Raw genomic sequence first — 16,993 nt, forward strand, 5'->3', positions numbered from 1 at the left:
GGTAATCTCTTCAGGTAATTCCAAGCTTACTCACCTAATTATTAATTAAACATAACTAATGGGCAAATCGCAGCAGACATTTAGTAAAACTGAAAAAGAAAAAAAGAAAATAAAAAAAAGAAAGGAGAAGGAGCTTAGAAAGCAGGAGCGAAAAGAAAACTCAAATAAAGGAGGTAGCTTTGAGGATATGATCGCTTATGTAGATGCAGATGGTAATCTTACTGATACACCACCAGATCCTTCCCAAAAGGTTGAAGTTGAAGCCGAAAGTATAGAAATTGGTATTCCTAAGAAAGAAGATTTACCAGAGGAAGATCCTGTAAGAAATGGAAAGGTCTCCTTTTTTGACCATTCTAAAGGTTTTGGATTTATAATCGACTCAGAAAATAACGAAAAGTATTTTGTTCACGTTACCGGATTAATCGATGAGATTAATGAAAATGATAAGGTAAGCTTTGAACTTGAAAAAGGAATGAAAGGTATGAATGCTGTACGAGTAAAACAGCAGTAGACCTATAGTAACAATAAGGTTTGGTAATGCATATTGCTAAACCTTTTTATTTTTCCCAATCTTTAATAAAAGTTTTAGGCTTTGTGGTGGAATAAATACGAAGTGCTACAGTGTTTATTTTTACATTCAGGAGATTGTAGTTTTTTAGAATTAAAAATTAAGATCAGCTTGATAACGAGCCATTAAAATTAGTTTAGAAACTTATAGGCTACGATAATACCGTGATTATTTCCTAGTATCCCCTTTATTAGGGCGAAGTTATAGTAGTAAACAAACTTAAAATTTTGTAAGGCATAAATTCCACCTAGAAAATTTATAGAATGGCTACTTCTATATCCAGTGCCAATTTCAAACTTATTTTTAAAATTTACGGCAATATTCGCATCTATTTGTAATGGTGCTCCATTTTCATATTTTAAAAGTGCGCTAGGTTTAATCATAATTTCCTGAAATCTATTAGTGAAAAAACGATATCCGAAATAACCATAAAACGGATTACTCAGGTTCAAATCATTTCTTGATGCTAGTTTATCGCCTAAAATATTGGGAGCTGAAACTCCCAGATAAAAGTTTGCCCTATTGTATAGAATACCCACTCCCATTGTGGGAATATTGGCATGTATGTTTTCATCAAACTTAGGATCATTGGTAATGCCCAAATCCAATAAATTTTCATTAAACTGTTGCACGCCAGCGGTAATACCAAAGGACAATACATTCTGATCGTATATTTGCCAATAAGGCCGATTATTCTCCACATCGAAAAATATTTTATAAGAATAGGCCACAAATGCTCTTGTACTGGTGGTTACCCCTATTTTATCGTGCAAAACTGCTGCTCCCAAACCCATTTTATTGTTGTTAATGGGTGTATGGAAACTAAAACTAAGTGTTGTTGGGCTCCCTTCTATATTATTTAAATACCCATAATTGCTTATAGACGCTTCAGGGCTTTCAACAATTCCGGAATAAGCAGGATTTAATATAAAAGGATTGTAATTATATTCCGGGAATAAAGCGGTTTGTTGTGCACTAGAAATATAGGTGCATATAAAAACAATAAAACAAGTGGTTATGGCCGTTTTATATTTTTTAGTCATGTAAACTTTCTGAGCCATTTATTTCTATTTAGTTATTTGAATAGTAACAATCATTTTTCTTAAAAATCCATAGAGGATCTTTAACGCTTTAAGACTAGAAAGCCTTTTAATTTTTTAAGTCGATGGTTTTTAGTGATATTTTCAATGGTAAAGAAATACGTTCCTGAAGGTAAGTTGCTACCTCCAAGTTTGGTTGATTTGTTAGCTATTCCCCTAAAAACATTGTTTTGATTATTATAACCTTGAATACGGAATACAATATCTCCCCAGCGATTATATATGGAAACTATATTGTTAGGATGATTCTCTATTCCCCCAATAACCCAATAGTCGTTAATACCATCATCGTTAGGTGAAAAGCCATATTTTGTTTCGCTTACAATAATATTAGTAGTTTCTGTGGTGAAGCTTATTTCTGTACATCCTGTAGCATTACCAATAGCATTAAAAGGAGTAACCGAAACATAGATTGTGGTGTTTTCAGGGAAGTCGGTTGTAGGGCTAAAACTAGTTGCTGTAAGCTCGGTATTATTTACCAGATCATTTCCCCCTGGAGTTGTCCCGATATTTATATAATATCCATCGGCATTTGGTACAGCATCCCAGCTAATATTTTCACTGATGCTAACCTCGGTTGCACCGTCTAGCGGACTGGTAATTGTAGTACACTCCGGAACGCTCGGATTTGCGAAGCTCTCTGTGGTAAAACTTATTTCTGTACATCCTGTAGCATTTCCTACCGCATTATAAGGAGTAACCGAAACATAGATTGTGGTATTTTCAGGGAAGTCGGTTGTAGGGCTATAAGTTGTTGTTGTGAGCTCAGCATTATTTACCAGGTCATTTCCCCCTGTAGTTGTCCCGATATTTATATAATATCCATCGGCATTTGGTACAGCATCCCAGCTAATATTTTCACTGATGCTAACCTCGGTTGCACCGTCTAGCGGACTGGTAATTATAGTACAATCCGGAACGCTCGGATTTGCGAAGCTCTCTGTGGTAAAACTTATTTCTGGACATCCTGTGGCATTGCCAATAGCATTATAAGGAGTAACCGAAACATAGATTGTGGTATTTTCAGGGAAGTCGGTTGTATAGCTATAATTTGTTGTTGTAAGATTGGTATTATTTACCAGGTCATTTCCTCCAGCAGTTGTCCCGATATTTACATAATATCCATCGGCATTTGGTACAGCATCCCAGCTAATATTTTCACTGATGCTAACCTCGGTTGCACCGTCTACCGGACTGGTAATTGTAGAACAATTTGGAATGCTCGGATTTGCGAAGCTCTCTGTGGTGAAGCTTATTTCTGTACATCCTGTAGCATTACCAATAGCATTATAAGGAGTAACCGAAACATAAATTGTAGTATTTTCAGGGAAATCGGTTGTAGGGTTATAATTTGTTGTTGTAAGATCGGTATTATTTACCAGATCATTTCCTCCTGGAGTTGTCCCGATATTCACATAATATCCATCGGCATTTGGTACAGCATCCCAGCTAATATTTTCACTGATGCTAACATCGGTTGCACCGTCTACCGGACTGCTAATTGTAGTACAATTTGGAATACTTGGTGTTGCGAAACTTTCTGTGGTAAAACTTATTTCTGTACATCCCTTAGCACTTCCTACCACATTATAAGGAGTAACCGAAACGTAGATAGTGGTATTTTCAGGGAAATGGGTTGTATGGCTATAAGTTGTTGTTGTAAGCTCGGCATTGTTTACCAGGTCATTTCCCCCTGCAGTTGTCCCGATATTTATATAATATCCATCGGCATTTGGTACAGCATCCCAGCTAATATTTTCACTGATGCTAACCTCGGTTGCACCGTCTAGCGGACTGGTAATTGTAGTACAATTTGGAATACTTGGTGTTGTGAAGCTCTCTGTGGTAAAACTTATTTCTGCACATCCTGTGGCACTTCCTACCGCATTATAAGGAGTAACCGAAACATAGATAGTGGTATTTTCAGGGAAGTCGGTTGTATGGCTATAACTTGTTGTTGTAAGATCGGTATTATTTACCAGATCATTTCCTCCTGGAGTTGTCCCGATATTCACATAATATCCATCGGCATTTGGTACAGCATCCCAGCTAATATTTTCACTGATGCTAACATCGGTTGCACCATCTACCGGACTGCTAATTGTAGTACAATTTGGAATACTTGGTGTTGCTAAGTTTTCTGTCGTAAAACTTATTTCTGTACATCCTGCGGCACTTCCTACCGCATTATAAGGAGTAACCGAAACATAGATTGTGGTGTTTTCAGGGAAATCGGTTGTAGGGCTATAAGTTGTTGTTGTAAGCTCGGTATTATTTACCAGATCATTTCCCCCTGTAGTTGTCCCGATATTTACATAATATTCATCGGCATTTGCTACAGCATCCCAGCTAATATTTTCAGTGATGCTAACATCGGTTGCACCGTCTAGCGGACTGGTAATTGAAGTACAATTTGGAATAGTAGCAATAGTTTCTGTGGTAAAACTAAATTCTTTACAGCCACTGGCTGTCCCTTCAGCATTGTACGGTAGTATGTTAACATAAATTACCGTATTAGAAGGTAAGTCTGAGGGGATATCGTAAGAGTTATTATTTCCACCGGTAATATTTATATTATTTACAATATCGGTATTTCCTGCACTGGTGCCAACACTTAGATAATAACCATCTGCACCATTTACACGAGTCCATTCTATGTGAGTACTCACAGCCACATCTGCAGCCGATGGTGCTGGCAAACTAAGTTCGTTACATTCAGGAATTGTAATATTGCCTCCGGTGGTAAAGGATTGAATAGTACATCCAGAGTTTAATGGTCCATCAGAGAAATATGGTACCACAATAACATTATAGGTAGTATTAGGAGCCAGATTATTGCTGAAATTGTAATTACTTGTTTTTCCTACATCAATATTGTTTAAAAGGTTATTGGCCTCAGCATTGGTTCCTACACTTAATAGGTAACCACAAGCGCCAAAATCATCTTTCCATTCAAGTCCTGTATTTATAGGGACACCGGTTTCATCATTGGCCGGATTAACCACACTTGTACATGATTTGTTTGTACCCCGAACATCTACAGTAATATCATTTCGTATTAAAAGTAGGTTCTTTCCGTTGGTTCCGGGGGGATTACCATTTTCAAATGGCACCAAATCACTTGTGATTTCACAATGGTATACACCATTATCACATTCGGATACATTATATAAAATTAAATTAGGCTCATTTGGTGCATCGGGAATTGCTGTACCATTTTTAAACCATTGATAGTGATTTTGATTTCCTCTAACTGTAGTATTCAATGTAATAGTGTCATTAACATTGGGAGTATACGATTCTACTGAATTTACTTTTGCTTGTGGAGAGTAGGTATATTTTCTAAAAAGGACAATGGAAGGTATTTTGGTCCAATATGTACTCAATAATTGTACATAGGCATTATGTTCATCTTCAAAATCTCCAAAATGAAAGTGGTTGTTATCAAATTTTAATTCAAAATAATTGGTTTTTCCATCTAAGGCCAATGAAGCAAAATCTGGAATTTTCCCCGACAAGAGATTATAACTTACATCCAGTTCGTCTGAAGCTCTTAAAGCCCCGTTTGTTTGCCAAATGTCGTGATATTGATCTATAATATTGGTTCCGGTAAAGAGGTTGTGGTGTAAAACCAGATTCCCTAGTGAACTATTTTTAGTAATATTAAGTGATTCAATTTGATTGTTGGAAGCATCTAGAGAGCTTAAGGCAATATTCTGTGTTATATCCAGACCCGTACCGGTAAAAAGATTATTACCTATATTAAGATTTTGCAATTCCCTGTTTTGAGTAACATCAAGATTGGCGATCTCATTATTTGAAAGTGCTAGCCTTCTTAGAAGTATATTTTGCCTAACATCAATGTCTGACAACATATTATAAGATGCTGTTAATTCTTCTAAAACTTTATTTTTGGTAACATCTAGTGATGTAAGTTGGTTATTCTGAATATTAATATCGGTTAGTAAACTATTTTGGCTTACATCTATATTGGTCATGTCATTTGAACTTGCCACTAAAACTTTTAATTGTGAGTTTTTTGTGATATCGATATTTGTGGGGGAGGAGCCACTTTTATTTTGAATATATAAAGTCTCCAGCATAGCGGCATTTTCAAAAGAAATAGCATTAATTAAATGATTGCTTATTCGTATGTCCTTAAGCGAATTTGTTTGTGGTAACTGTATTGTTTGGGTGTTTGTAGTTTGGAGTCTTAGCTGTTCTAAAGCAAGAAAATTAGAAACGTTTACATTGGTAATATTTCCGCCCTGGCAGCTTAGCGTTTTTAAGCTGTTTTGGTTGTTTGGGAGTAGGGCATTAATTGTTAATGAATTATTGAAGTTGGTGCTCAAAAAAAGATGTTCTAGGTTATCATAGTCTGAAAAATCTACATTGATATTAGAACGTAGTAGCATATATATATCCCTAACGGTATTTGTATTGGGATATATGACGCTAGATAGATTAAAGAAGTTATATATTTCTATTTCTTCTAAAAGAGTGTTTGAAGAAAGGTCTATAGTAGTGATAGGCGCATTGTTGGTATTGCCATTAGAGCGCGCAATAATTATTTTAAGTTGGGTATTTGCAGAAAGATCTAGATTTGCGAGGGCCATATTACCGCTAAACCTCAATTCTTCTAAATCAGTTAATGTACTTAATGGTAAAGTTGCAAATTGATTTCCGTTAAGGTCTAATGAAAGGATATTTACAAAAGCCTCAAGTCCTGAGAAATCTGTGATGTTGTTCACAGAGACATCTAATGTTGTAACATTAGTAGCATCTGAATTTAAAATATCTCCGGTAGTTCCATTTGTATCTATACCTTCGGCAATTAAAAAAGCTTCGAAATTGGCATCGGGCACAGGCGTAGTTTGTGCAGTCAACATTGTATTAATTATAAGTACAAAAACGGAGCTGAAAATATATTTCATCAAAACAAAACTTATTCAATTCAAATGGTTATTGTTAATTCTAAAAATGTTGAATGGCTTAAACCTTTATTTAGTGCCTAAATGATTGATGTAAAAGTCAACATTAAAAAGAAAATGAGGTCTATTGAAAACGCTACATAGTATCTACTTTATGATTTTTGTATATACATACTATCTACAATTATTTTTAAGTACTGATAAACAGTTCTTTGAAATTAGATACACGATGGAAAAAGAGACCATTTTAATTGCGTTAAGCCTGATTCTTTTCTATTAGTTTCTATTTTTGTAGATACAACGCAGCATATCATTAAATGAGGATTTTTATATTTCTAGCCCTTTTATTATCTGGAACGCTTAGCAGAGCGCAAAATATTTTGGAAAGCACAAGGCAGGCACTCGATTCTGTAGAGTTGCTTCAAATGCAAAATAAGACGCAGGAAGCAATTGAAAGCTTAAAGAATACGATTTATAGAACCAATTCGGCTGACGATCTTGCCTATCTATATGCTTATCAAAGCGGCCTTTACGTTTCCAGAGATAGCCTTTTAATGGGGAAGAAACTATTGGATCTTAGTTTTGAAGCTGCGGAAAAGGCAAAAAATAATACTTCTAAAGCTGTAGCCTATAGGGCCAAAGCTTATCTAAACTATCACCTTAATTTGCCCGATGATGTGGTGAAAGATGCTCTAACAGGCTTGCAGTATCTAGAGGGGAATAATACCGATTTAACAACAAAATACTATCTAAATTATCTTTTATATAGCACCTACAGTAGGTGGGGGGATGAAGAAAAGATGGAAAAATACATCTTAAAATGTAAGAAATATGCTATTGAAGCAAGAGATATCAATTTACAGGTAAATGTAAATAACGGAATGTCCAGTATGTACCTGGCACGTTATAGAGAAACCAGGAAAAAAAAATTGTTAGATAGCACTTTTCAATATCTAAGAAAATCATTTGAACTTCAGCAATCTAACCCAAAAGAAGTAAGTGGCGATACATTTGTAATCACCTGTATCAATATTGCAAATTTTTATCTTGAATGGTCTAGCGAACCCATGGAAGTTCGTAAGGAGAAAGCATTTTATTACCTCAAATTTGCCGAAGATAAACTTGAAAAAGATGAAGCTTCTTCAGAAAAATGGATCAATGTACTTGGTATAAAGAGTGGCTTTGCCAAAAAAGAGGGAAATGTAGGGCTTGCAGAACAGTATCTTTTGCAGGGCTTGACTTTACTAATGAACGATAAAGGAAATTATTTTAAGCTGGAATACAGGGTAAACAAGGAGCTTGCAGCTATCGCCTTAAAAAGAAATGACTTAAAATCGGCTTTAAATTACCAGGAAAGGGCAGAAGAACTATTGAAGAAGTCTTTTGACGAACAGCAGTTGCTAAATGCTCAAAAGTTGGAAATACAATTTGAAACAGAAAAGAAAGATTAGCAGCTAAAATTGCTGAAGGAACGCGAAACATTTCAAAAAAGACAAAATTATCTCTATGGTGGCATTGCGATTGCATTGCTTTTTGGGCTTGTATTTATGTTTGTATCTTATCATTTTAAGTTAAAGTATTCTATTGAACGTGAAGAAAAACTGAAACGGGAAAAAGAAGAAAGCGAACATAGGGCAAATTTGAAGCTAAAATTTGAAAAGGAAGAGCAGTCCAGATTAAAGGCCGAACAGGAACTTTTAAATATTAAGCAGCAACAGTTAGAAAAAGAATCATTGGCAAACTCTTTACTTATCGAGTACAAAAACGATATGTTGCAACAAATAAAATCGAATATTCAGGAAGGTGATACAAAAAAAATACAAAAGTTACTAAAGGAAGAAATGCTTTTGGCTGCTGATTTTGAAAATATTAAAACACAAATACAAAAAGTTCATCCCGATTTTTTTAATCAGTTAAATGCATTGGCTGTAAAGAAACTAACACCCTTAGATCTAAAATATTGTACCTATCTGTACTTAAAAATGACTACAAAGCAGATTGCACAAGCCTTACATATAGAACCTCAAAGCGTTAGGATGTTTAAATATCGTTTAAAACAAAAATTTGGTTTGAGTAAAGATATTGACCTGGATGATTTTTTGGCTAACTTAACTTAAAAGTAAAGCTCTAATTATATTCCTTTTCAAAGTGCCGTGTCCTAATTTAGAATCATTTAGCATATATTTTATTATTCAATATCAGGAGACCAATGGGGATCCAGGGATTTATGATGCCCTTCGGGGCATTTTCCATATTCAGAAGTCGTGGTGTGCCAGTGTTAACTACAATAAAATTTATTACACATAGCACAAAAACCAGCCATATCATAGAACTGCTGCCTAATTTTAATAGAGTTGTAGGGTTTGGTAAAAGCATCAATTATGGCTTTTTTCCGATTCAAATCAATTGGATCTCCAATATACCCATTACTACCACCTGGCCCGGTGTATAGTAAGTAATTTAAGCTGAAATCTCGATATTTTTCATAAAGCTCATAGTCCTTAATATTCCAGTTAACAGCATCCTTTGGATAAGCATTTGGCTCAACAATCTCAATTTTAGCAGCCGTATTACCACATTTTGAACACTTAAGATCCCGGCAGGTTGATTTGATTTCATCCTTTTTATTCCTTTTATCCTTTAAAGGATTGTGAATCAATTTAAATGTGCTCCAAAATCTACTCATATTAATCTATCGACTAAAACTATATTAAAAAATTAGCTGGTCTTTTTATAGCCATTTTGCTTCAACTCCCATTTCAATAAGTTCAGCTATAATATTGTCTTTTGCATAGCACAATGTAACTTTTTTTAAATCTGGGAAGTGTTTTAAATCATCAATGCTTGTAATGTTCCAATAGTCTTCATAACCTTCGCATTCCAAACAGGTATTCAAGTAAATTTCATTACCACCATCCTGATATATTTCGGTAATTTCACCGGCAAACCTCATGGGAATTGGGAGCTTTTTTAAGTAGTCTAATGCTTCAGGGATTGGTTCAAATCGTTCTTCTTCAGTATTTATTGATCGCTTTTTATACCATCTAATAAACTCATAGATGTCAAATTTGGGTAAAAGGAGTTCTCTTTCATACATCAAAATTTGGAGAATGCAAAGCTTAAAGTTAAAGTCGGTAAAATTGATTTCGGGTTCGTTTAGAGGTTGTATTTTGTACTTATTTTCCGGTATTTTAAAATATTTATTATACCAAATATTCACAGCAAAAGCCTTGTTATCATCGGGGAGTTGTAGTTTGCCCACATTCCAAAAGCCTTGCAAATAATTTTTTTCAATAGTTTCCTGTTCTTCAATAACAAACAATTTGTTATTAAGAAACAATGTGCCCTTAAAAAGCTTTTTTGGTGCATTTTTTAATCTTTTGCTATTTGAGTAGATACATTGAATGCTATGTATAGAGCCTAGCGATTCTAATGCCTTTATTCCCAGAGAATCCCAAACATAGGTTTTCTTAAAAGTATATTTTTCATCGGTCACCACTTGGTTGGGCTTCCCAAAAAGTCTTTTTAGTTTATTTATTTGAATAGGATATTCAATAGAAACCCCGTTGATTTCTAAATCTTGCTGTGTACAATAAATACATATATTTTTATCTTTTTTGCTAAAAATGTTTATCATTTTGGCTTTTTTAGAACACGGTTTGTGAAATGAGGTTGCCTTTATAAGGAATGATTATATTTTGGAACCTTTATAATTTTTTCTTACCAGGACATTAAACTCTTTTTTTACTTTATTAAAAGGGTATTGCTGAGCATTCGCCATTGCTTTAAGCTTATTATTCACAATTCTTTTTTGCTTAATTATTCTATTGGCAATAACAATTAACCAAATAGCTAATACTAAAAGTATAACAATAGCAATAACAACCAGAATGTTTGTTGGTAACCTATTCTTTATACTACGCATAATGCCTGCAGCCGGCAACAGAATAATAAGGGGGATCTTTACTGAATTACTAAATTTATTATACCGCTCGTATTCGATTAGGAGAACCTCCATTTCTTCTTCTTTGAAATTGGGTAAATACTGAAGCTCTATTTTTTTATTTCTATGCATCACGGATTTCTAATTTATGGTAAAACGTACTACAATACGATAGGTACGGTCTTCTTTTGTGTAGAATGCTGAGTCTGGTCTTTCTTCATAATTATAATCGGAAACTACTAGTATTTTACCAATCTTTTGCCCTATTACATTAGCTATTACCTCTGCATTTCTATTTGCATCTTCTAAAGCTTTGCTAATTATATCTGATTTATTTGTGAGAGGTTTGTAAATAACCTTTTCATGCAGCTTATAACTCCACGAGTCTATCTTTCCTAAAGACTGAATTTTTTCTATTTCATTTTCATCGGTTGTTTCTACCACATAGTCAGTATGTTGTCTGTTTTCAGAACCTTCATTTTTAGCGGTGTTGCCAATTTGAACCTGATTTCTGTCTAAGCCTAGTTGATCTAATTTTTGTAAAAAAATCGTTTTCCTATTTTCTAATGCAAGCTCGGCATCATTTCCATAGGTGGTTGTGTTGCTTATTCTAATGGTTGCTTCATAATGCTTCACGTCTCTTTGGTATGTAGTTTGTCCGGCAGCTTCTATATATTGTGGGTTTGTTTGCGCCGAAGCAATAAATACTGTAAACAAAAGAATGAATGATAAATGCATATTTTTCATAATAAATGATTTAAAAGTTAAATTTTCCTTCAAAATAGGTTCCTATGATTGGGACGGGTTTTAAAGCTTCGTTATTGGCTGTGATAATTCCTAAAATGATAAATATAAGTGGGACTAGTCCTAATAAAAACAATATAACACCCGAAGAAGAAAAAACATTTGCGATAAACCCAAGTATTATATTTAGAATAACGCCAAAAATGAAGATGCCCATACTTTGCCCAAGATGATACGAAGCGAGTTCACTTTTTGAATCCTGGTTCTTGTTGGAAAAGTAAGCAATGGTCCAACCTATAATGGTAAGGTAAGATACAATTGAAATAGTTTTTACACTCATAATTAATTGTTTTTAAGTTTTTATAGCGAATTTAAAGGTTTGCCAATCTTCTTGTTATTTTGGTTAGCTACACTGTGTCTACAAGTTTATATATATAGTTTACATAACATCTGCATAATCTAATATTGCCTTATACTGGAGGCTGTAAGCTTTCATATTCAATAAAAAAATTAGACCCTACTTGCCGGATGTTTTGTACAAGTTATTCCTATCTAGAATGAAAATATTGTTTTCTAAAGCATCAATTGCATAAGAATCGCCTATGAACAGAACATCTTTATCTGTTTTTGTTAGAAAAGGGGAGACTTTCTTTCTGTTTTCATCTATTTCATAGACAAATTCAGCCCTATTTTTAGAAAATGATTTGGAGGTAGTGATTAGGGCTTTTTTGTTAGTAAAAGTAATATCTGTAATATTTGGGTTTTCCGGAACTGCAATTTTGTTCCAGTTCTTTCCAGCATTATGGGTGTAAAGAAGTGTACCATTTACCCCTCCTACAAAACCCCTATTTGCATTTTTGAATGCAATGGAGTTTAATGCTACTGTTTTGAGAATCAGTTCCCAGTTAGAACCTCCATTTTTTGTTACAAAATATTCTCCACGAGATGTTACAATACTTAATTCTTCACCGGAACTTATATGAAAATCTGTTATGGCTTCACTATTTTTTAATGCTTCGCTATTATTGAAAATTTCCCAACTTTTTCCTCCATTATTTGTTTTTAATATAACGGGCTTATTGTTGCGCTCTCCTGCAATAAAGCCAATTTTATGGTCAAGAAAACGAATTTTATAGAAGTCAGTTTTTGAAAGAGAATTTTTATCTTCAAAAAGAAATTCTGAATTATAAACACTCCAGTTTTTTCCTAAATCTTTACTTTTGAATATATATTTACTCTCACCAACAATAAAAATGGTGTGACCGGAAAATGCAACTGAATGAAAGGTATTTGCGAATTTTGAAAAACGAAATTCCTGCCAGGAACCACCACCATCTTGAGTAACTCTAGCCCTTAATCCTGTTCCTCCAACCAAAACACCAATATCCTCTGTTTTAAATTTAAAGCTGTTATAAAAGTGAAATCCTGTTTTTTCTACACTGTTAATTATAGAAACATTCTGTTTACTAACTTTATTTGTAAAACTATATTTCTCCCGGTTAATAGTATTAAGGCTACTAAATTCTATTTCGGGAGCTTCTTCTATATTGATGTAATTATTTTCTGAACACGAAAAGAGAGTTGCTATTAATGCTATGAATAGAATAATATAATTTTTGGCCATGCTTTATAAATCCTGACTAAAATAATTGGTGTAATTTGATAATTGGAGACTGGTAAGACATCCTTAAGACGATTTACTTTTTATGCTTCCTTAATAGCTCCTGTAAAGATACCTTTGAGCTTTTGAGGTTATCATTTAAATTTAAAAAGGGTTCTATCGTAAAGTTAATAGTATCATTGGCACTAAAGACCCAATAATTACCCTGAAGCCGGCCATTTTTACTTTTTATATTGTGCCCTGGAATATGATTTATGTAGAATTCATTTTTTTTAGAATTGTACCAAATTCCCATAATGGACAAATCGTTTGTACTCTTGTATTTTAGTGTAAGATATGGCCTTATTAAAACCTTATGGGGTTGTGTTGTCATTTTTACAGGAGTAAATTTTAGATCTTTTACAAGAAAATTATCTAATGCTTTTGACCAGGGTGTCTTATTTTGTTTCCAGTTATAAAGACTATCCCATTGCTTTAAAACAAGGGCTTCATCATTTTTTGATTGAATTAATGCAAATAGGTTTTCCTGAAAAATTTCTATTTTTTGCTCCTGGGGAAAAATACGAACTTCAGTTTTATCGGCTGCAATCCGTTCGTTTTCTATGCTAAAGAAAGAACTTAATATAAAAAAAAGTAATTTTATTTCTTCCATAGTTTTAAGTTTTACGATTTCTGTTTTTCTAATAACACCTTAGGCAAAACTAAACAGAATGCTCTCCCTTACTTTTCTTTTACATTACCAAATCGTCTACAACCGTAGAAATAATATATACAAAGCGTTTACATTTTTAATATTTGTTGAAAGGTTAGCGATAAATATTATGACTAATCAATCGTTTCTTTTTAGCACAGTCTCAATATAGTTATGAGTGGTTAAATACTCTTTCTTAAGATCTCTAAGGTATTCTATTATTTTGTTTTGATTGGGATAATTTGGGTTCAAACAGTCTTTAAATGAATTATCAGTAACAATTAAAATTAAATACCAACGGCCGGTTCGGGATGTATGGGCATCTTCAAGAATTGTGCTATTTCCTTTTGATTTAAGACCGGCATCGATAGCAATCGGAATCAAATTAATTGTTTTAGAAACTCTTTCCCTTTCGTAGAATGAAAGGAAATAGGTATTGTTATCAATAGAAACCGGAATATTTGATTCAACATTAATAAACCCTAAATCATACTTTGCATTAATGAATTTATAAAACTCATCAGAATATTTTGGGTCCTCAAAAACGAAACCATATTTACGAGGAAGGTCTCTTTTGAATTTTTTTGCTTTAACTAATTTATCTTTTTCAATATTAGGTGCTACCCTTATTGGAATACAGGAAAACATGAAAAATGAAATAATGATGGCTATAAGCTGACGCATTGTTATTGTTTTAAGCTATAAACAAATATAGTCATCTAATGACTCCACGAAATTCTAACAGTTAATAAGAACAATGTTAAATCTGTCTCATATGGAAATCCTGTGCTGGTTTGCAGCTTTTAGTAAATTAGGTTCACCAGGCTTCGACTGTTTTTATATTAAAAAAGAACCAAAAACTTCTTGGCATATGATAAGTCTAAACTAGACATAACCAAGTAAATTAGATTAAATAGAATTGAATAAATGAAAACAATTTTTAACAAGAATATTCGGGAAGAACTAATCGATAGAATTGAGAAAATAAGTGAAGATCATAAGGCTGAATGGGGTAAAATGAATTCTATCCAAATGCTTAAGCACAATACGTATTGGAACAAATGGATTCTTGGAAAAGAAAATCATACCTATAAACAGACCTTTTTAGGAAAAATTTTTGGAAAAATAGCTTTAAACAAAATGATAAAAGATGAAAAGTCTTTTGACAAAAATATTCCCACTTCCGAGCAGTTTAAGGTTAAGGAATTGACTGGCAAAATCGAACCTGAAAAGTCACACTGGATCTCATTAATTAAGGAATACGAAAATTTCAACAACTCTGACTTTATCCACGATTTTTTTGGCAGAATGACAAAAGAGCAAATAGGAATATTAGTTTACAAACACACCGACCATCATTTAAGGCAATTTGGAATATAAAAAAAGCTAATGCACAAAAAAATATAACTACAATTATGTTATATTCGACTAAATCTACAGCAAAATCGGGATTGGCTTTACCGATTTTGTTTTGGAATTACTTACAGATGTGCTTCTTAAAAATATTAATTTTAAATCCCTAAGTGCCAATTATACGAGACCTCGCATAATAATAGAAAATGAACAAACTCTTAACAATTTTACTTCCAATTTTTCTATTTCTGTCCTGTAAAAAGGACAAGCAATCAGAATTGCAGTTTTATTCAGAAAACCAAACTTCATTCTTCAGTTTGAGAAATGGAGACTGGACAAAGAACTCTTGGATTAGAAAACCTGAAAATCTAAAAATGGTTCACGAATCATTTAAAAAAATTGGATATAGCAAACTTGAAAACCTGATTTTGAATTATGAAAACGAATTTTTAATTCAGGATATTTATATAAAACGAAACTTTGAGGATCTAATCGATAGTTTGGAATTGATCTATGATATGCCTGAAATTCAAGAAGAATATTACGCTGAATTTTGGAATCGTAGGAGGGCAGAGAATAATGATTCAATTGTTTATGTGATTATTCAAGAGATTAATTCAACGAAATCTGATAAAAACCAACTGAATTATGAAAATCACTTTGTAAATGACACTTTAGTTGATCTTTTAAAAATTGAGTTAAACAGGGATAATCTGAATTTAAAAAAAGCGGAATCCGATTTTTATACATTAGTAAAATATGGACTTAATCAGTCGGGTTATAACCTACTTTATGAGCGATCAGAATATTCGAAATTTGAATTAGACCGAGAAGAACTAAAAAAGGAATTGACAAAAGCGGCGGAATTTAAAGAACCTTGGCTTATTGACAATGAAAAATAAAGTATTTTAAGTAACTATGTATAAATGTAATTAAACCATAATCCACTATCTCAGTAGCTAAATTAGGAGAGGCTGTCTCAGTATATTGGGAATTGTCAGGTTTTAAGTTTAACTGATAAACATTAAATTTAATTACAGAAAGGCTATCTATAATAACCTTTCAAATATTTAAAAAACTAAATGAACATAAAACATATTCGAATAATAGTTTTAATCTTTATGAGCTTTCCCATTCATGCTCAAACTAATATTTCTATAACTATTGATGATGTTCCAAATACGAGAAGTTTTAAAAAGAACAATTATCAATCCGTTTTGTTACAAAAATTAGATTCACTAAGAATACCAATTGCTATTTTTATAAATGAAAAATTAATTTATAAGACTGACTCAGTAAATAAGAACTTTGAATTATTAAACAATTGGATTCAACGAGATTATGTAACCGCCGGAAATCATTCTTTCAGTCATTCAAGATATTCAGAAATAGGATATCCTTTTTTCAAGCTTGATATTGAGAAAGGGGAGGGCATAACAAGGGAGTTGACTAAAGTATACAACAAACCACTTCAATATTTCCGATTTCCTTACAATGATTTAGGTAAAGATACCACTCAACACAAACAGATTGATGCGTTTTTAAAAAAGAAAAAATACATTTCTACACCTTTTACAGTAGAGAGTTCTGATTGGATGTTTAATTATGTATACGAACACTATCTAGAAAAATCTGATTTTAAATCAGCTGCACAAATAGGAAAATTATATGTCAATAAAACATTAGAGTATTTCCAATTTTTTGATTCTCTTTCTACTCGTCTTTATGGTAGAAAAATCAATCAGATTTATTTATGTCACGACAACTTAATAAATGAAAATTATCTACCTGAAATAATTGATAAGCTCAAAAAACAGGGAAACAATCTCGTCACTCTTGAAAAGTCACTTGAAGATAAAGTTTATGAGCAAGAATCACATTACTATAAGAAAGGAGGAATATCCTGGCTTTATAGGTGGATTTCTACAGAAAATGAAAGAATGTATTGGATGAAAAATGAACCAAATATGGATAGAATCATTAATTTATATAATAGACTGGTGAACCAGGCTAATGCAAACAACAAATGAAATATATGGTGT

Annotated in this window: 16 protein-coding genes; 6 read left to right on the forward strand and 10 right to left on the reverse strand. The window is 32.9% G+C overall.

The genetic code is table 11. The annotated features are described in order from the left end of the window. Window positions 1-58 precede the first annotated feature (58 nt). The gene (locus GUB10_RS00295; RefSeq protein ID WP_193709455.1) at window positions 59-511 is read left to right on the forward strand and encodes a cold-shock protein; all 453 of its coding nucleotides are present in this window, start codon (window positions 59-61) and stop codon (window positions 509-511) included. Between the two features lie 188 nt (window positions 512-699). Here the strand turns inward: GUB10_RS00295 and GUB10_RS00300 are convergent, their stop codons facing one another. Then, window positions 700-1,629: a PorP/SprF family type IX secretion system membrane protein gene (locus GUB10_RS00300; protein WP_227740260.1), complete on the reverse strand. Its 930-nt coding sequence runs from the start codon at window positions 1,627-1,629 to the stop codon at window positions 700-702. Window positions 1,630-1,691: 62 nt separating this feature from the next. After that, the gene (locus GUB10_RS15915) at window positions 1,692-6,602 is read right to left on the reverse strand and encodes a gliding motility-associated C-terminal domain-containing protein (RefSeq protein ID WP_227740261.1); all 4,911 of its coding nucleotides are present in this window, start codon (window positions 6,600-6,602) and stop codon (window positions 1,692-1,694) included. 314 nt (window positions 6,603-6,916) lie between these two features. Between GUB10_RS15915 and GUB10_RS00310 the strand changes: the two genes are divergently transcribed. Together GUB10_RS00310 and GUB10_RS00315 are read left to right on the forward strand one after the other, a co-directional pair. Then, the gene (locus tag GUB10_RS00310) at window positions 6,917-8,050 is read left to right on the forward strand and encodes a hypothetical protein (protein WP_193709456.1); all 1,134 of its coding nucleotides are present in this window, start codon (window positions 6,917-6,919) and stop codon (window positions 8,048-8,050) included. Between the two features lie 9 nt (window positions 8,051-8,059). Next, a complete protein-coding gene (locus GUB10_RS00315; RefSeq protein ID WP_193709457.1) occupies window positions 8,060-8,716 on the forward strand; it encodes a hypothetical protein in 657 nt (218 codons plus the stop codon). A 161-nt stretch (window positions 8,717-8,877) separates the two neighbouring features. On the opposite strand, the gene GUB10_RS00320 is transcribed toward GUB10_RS00315, so the two are convergent. The 8 genes from GUB10_RS00320 to GUB10_RS00355 all read right to left on the reverse strand — a co-directional run bounded on the left by GUB10_RS00320 (window position 8,878) and on the right by GUB10_RS00355 (window position 14,282). Beyond that, window positions 8,878-9,285 (reverse strand): hypothetical protein, encoded by a 408-nt coding sequence (locus tag GUB10_RS00320; protein ID WP_193709458.1) that lies wholly within the window; start codon window positions 9,283-9,285, stop codon window positions 8,878-8,880. 45 nt (window positions 9,286-9,330) lie between these two features. Beyond that, on the reverse strand, window positions 9,331-10,236 hold the full coding sequence (locus GUB10_RS00325; protein WP_193709459.1) for a hypothetical protein: 906 nt from the start codon (window positions 10,234-10,236) through the stop codon (window positions 9,331-9,333). 54 nt (window positions 10,237-10,290) lie between these two features. Next, window positions 10,291-10,674, reverse strand: a complete 384-nt coding sequence (locus GUB10_RS00330; RefSeq protein WP_193709460.1) for a hypothetical protein — start codon at window positions 10,672-10,674, stop codon at window positions 10,291-10,293. Window positions 10,675-10,683: 9 nt separating this feature from the next. After that, window positions 10,684-11,289: an SIMPL domain-containing protein gene (locus tag GUB10_RS00335; RefSeq protein ID WP_193709461.1), complete on the reverse strand. Its 606-nt coding sequence runs from the start codon at window positions 11,287-11,289 to the stop codon at window positions 10,684-10,686. Window positions 11,290-11,299: 10 nt separating this feature from the next. After that, complete coding sequence (locus GUB10_RS00340) at window positions 11,300-11,626, reverse strand: DUF4870 domain-containing protein (protein WP_193709462.1); 327 nt, start codon at window positions 11,624-11,626, stop codon at window positions 11,300-11,302. Between the two features lie 177 nt (window positions 11,627-11,803). Beyond that, window positions 11,804-12,910, reverse strand: coding sequence for a YCF48-related protein (locus GUB10_RS00345; RefSeq protein WP_193709463.1), 1,107 nt, complete (start codon window positions 12,908-12,910; stop codon window positions 11,804-11,806). Window positions 12,911-12,983: 73 nt separating this feature from the next. After that, on the reverse strand, window positions 12,984-13,559 hold the full coding sequence (locus tag GUB10_RS00350; protein ID WP_193709464.1) for a hypothetical protein: 576 nt from the start codon (window positions 13,557-13,559) through the stop codon (window positions 12,984-12,986). Window positions 13,560-13,736: 177 nt separating this feature from the next. Continuing rightward, on the reverse strand, window positions 13,737-14,282 hold the full coding sequence (locus tag GUB10_RS00355; protein WP_193709465.1) for a hypothetical protein: 546 nt from the start codon (window positions 14,280-14,282) through the stop codon (window positions 13,737-13,739). A gap of 243 nt (window positions 14,283-14,525) precedes the next feature. Here GUB10_RS00355 and GUB10_RS00360 point away from each other — a divergent pair, with 243 nt between their 5' ends. The 3 genes from GUB10_RS00360 to GUB10_RS00370 all read left to right on the forward strand — a co-directional run bounded on the left by GUB10_RS00360 (window position 14,526) and on the right by GUB10_RS00370 (window position 16,981). Next, window positions 14,526-14,978 carry a DUF1569 domain-containing protein gene (locus tag GUB10_RS00360; RefSeq protein ID WP_193709466.1) on the forward strand — a complete coding sequence of 151 codons (453 nt, stop codon included), beginning with the start codon at window positions 14,526-14,528 and terminating at the stop codon, window positions 14,976-14,978. 179 nt (window positions 14,979-15,157) lie between these two features. Next, a complete protein-coding gene (locus tag GUB10_RS00365; RefSeq protein ID WP_193709467.1) occupies window positions 15,158-15,853 on the forward strand; it encodes a hypothetical protein in 696 nt (231 codons plus the stop codon). A gap of 219 nt (window positions 15,854-16,072) precedes the next feature. After that, a complete protein-coding gene (locus GUB10_RS00370; protein ID WP_227740262.1) occupies window positions 16,073-16,981 on the forward strand; it encodes a polysaccharide deacetylase family protein in 909 nt (302 codons plus the stop codon). The last annotated feature ends 12 nt before the right edge of the window (window positions 16,982-16,993 follow it).

It is taken from the genome of Salegentibacter sp. BLCTC, assembly GCF_015143665.1.
Lineage (GTDB): Bacteria > Bacteroidota > Bacteroidia > Flavobacteriales > Flavobacteriaceae > Salegentibacter > Salegentibacter maritimus.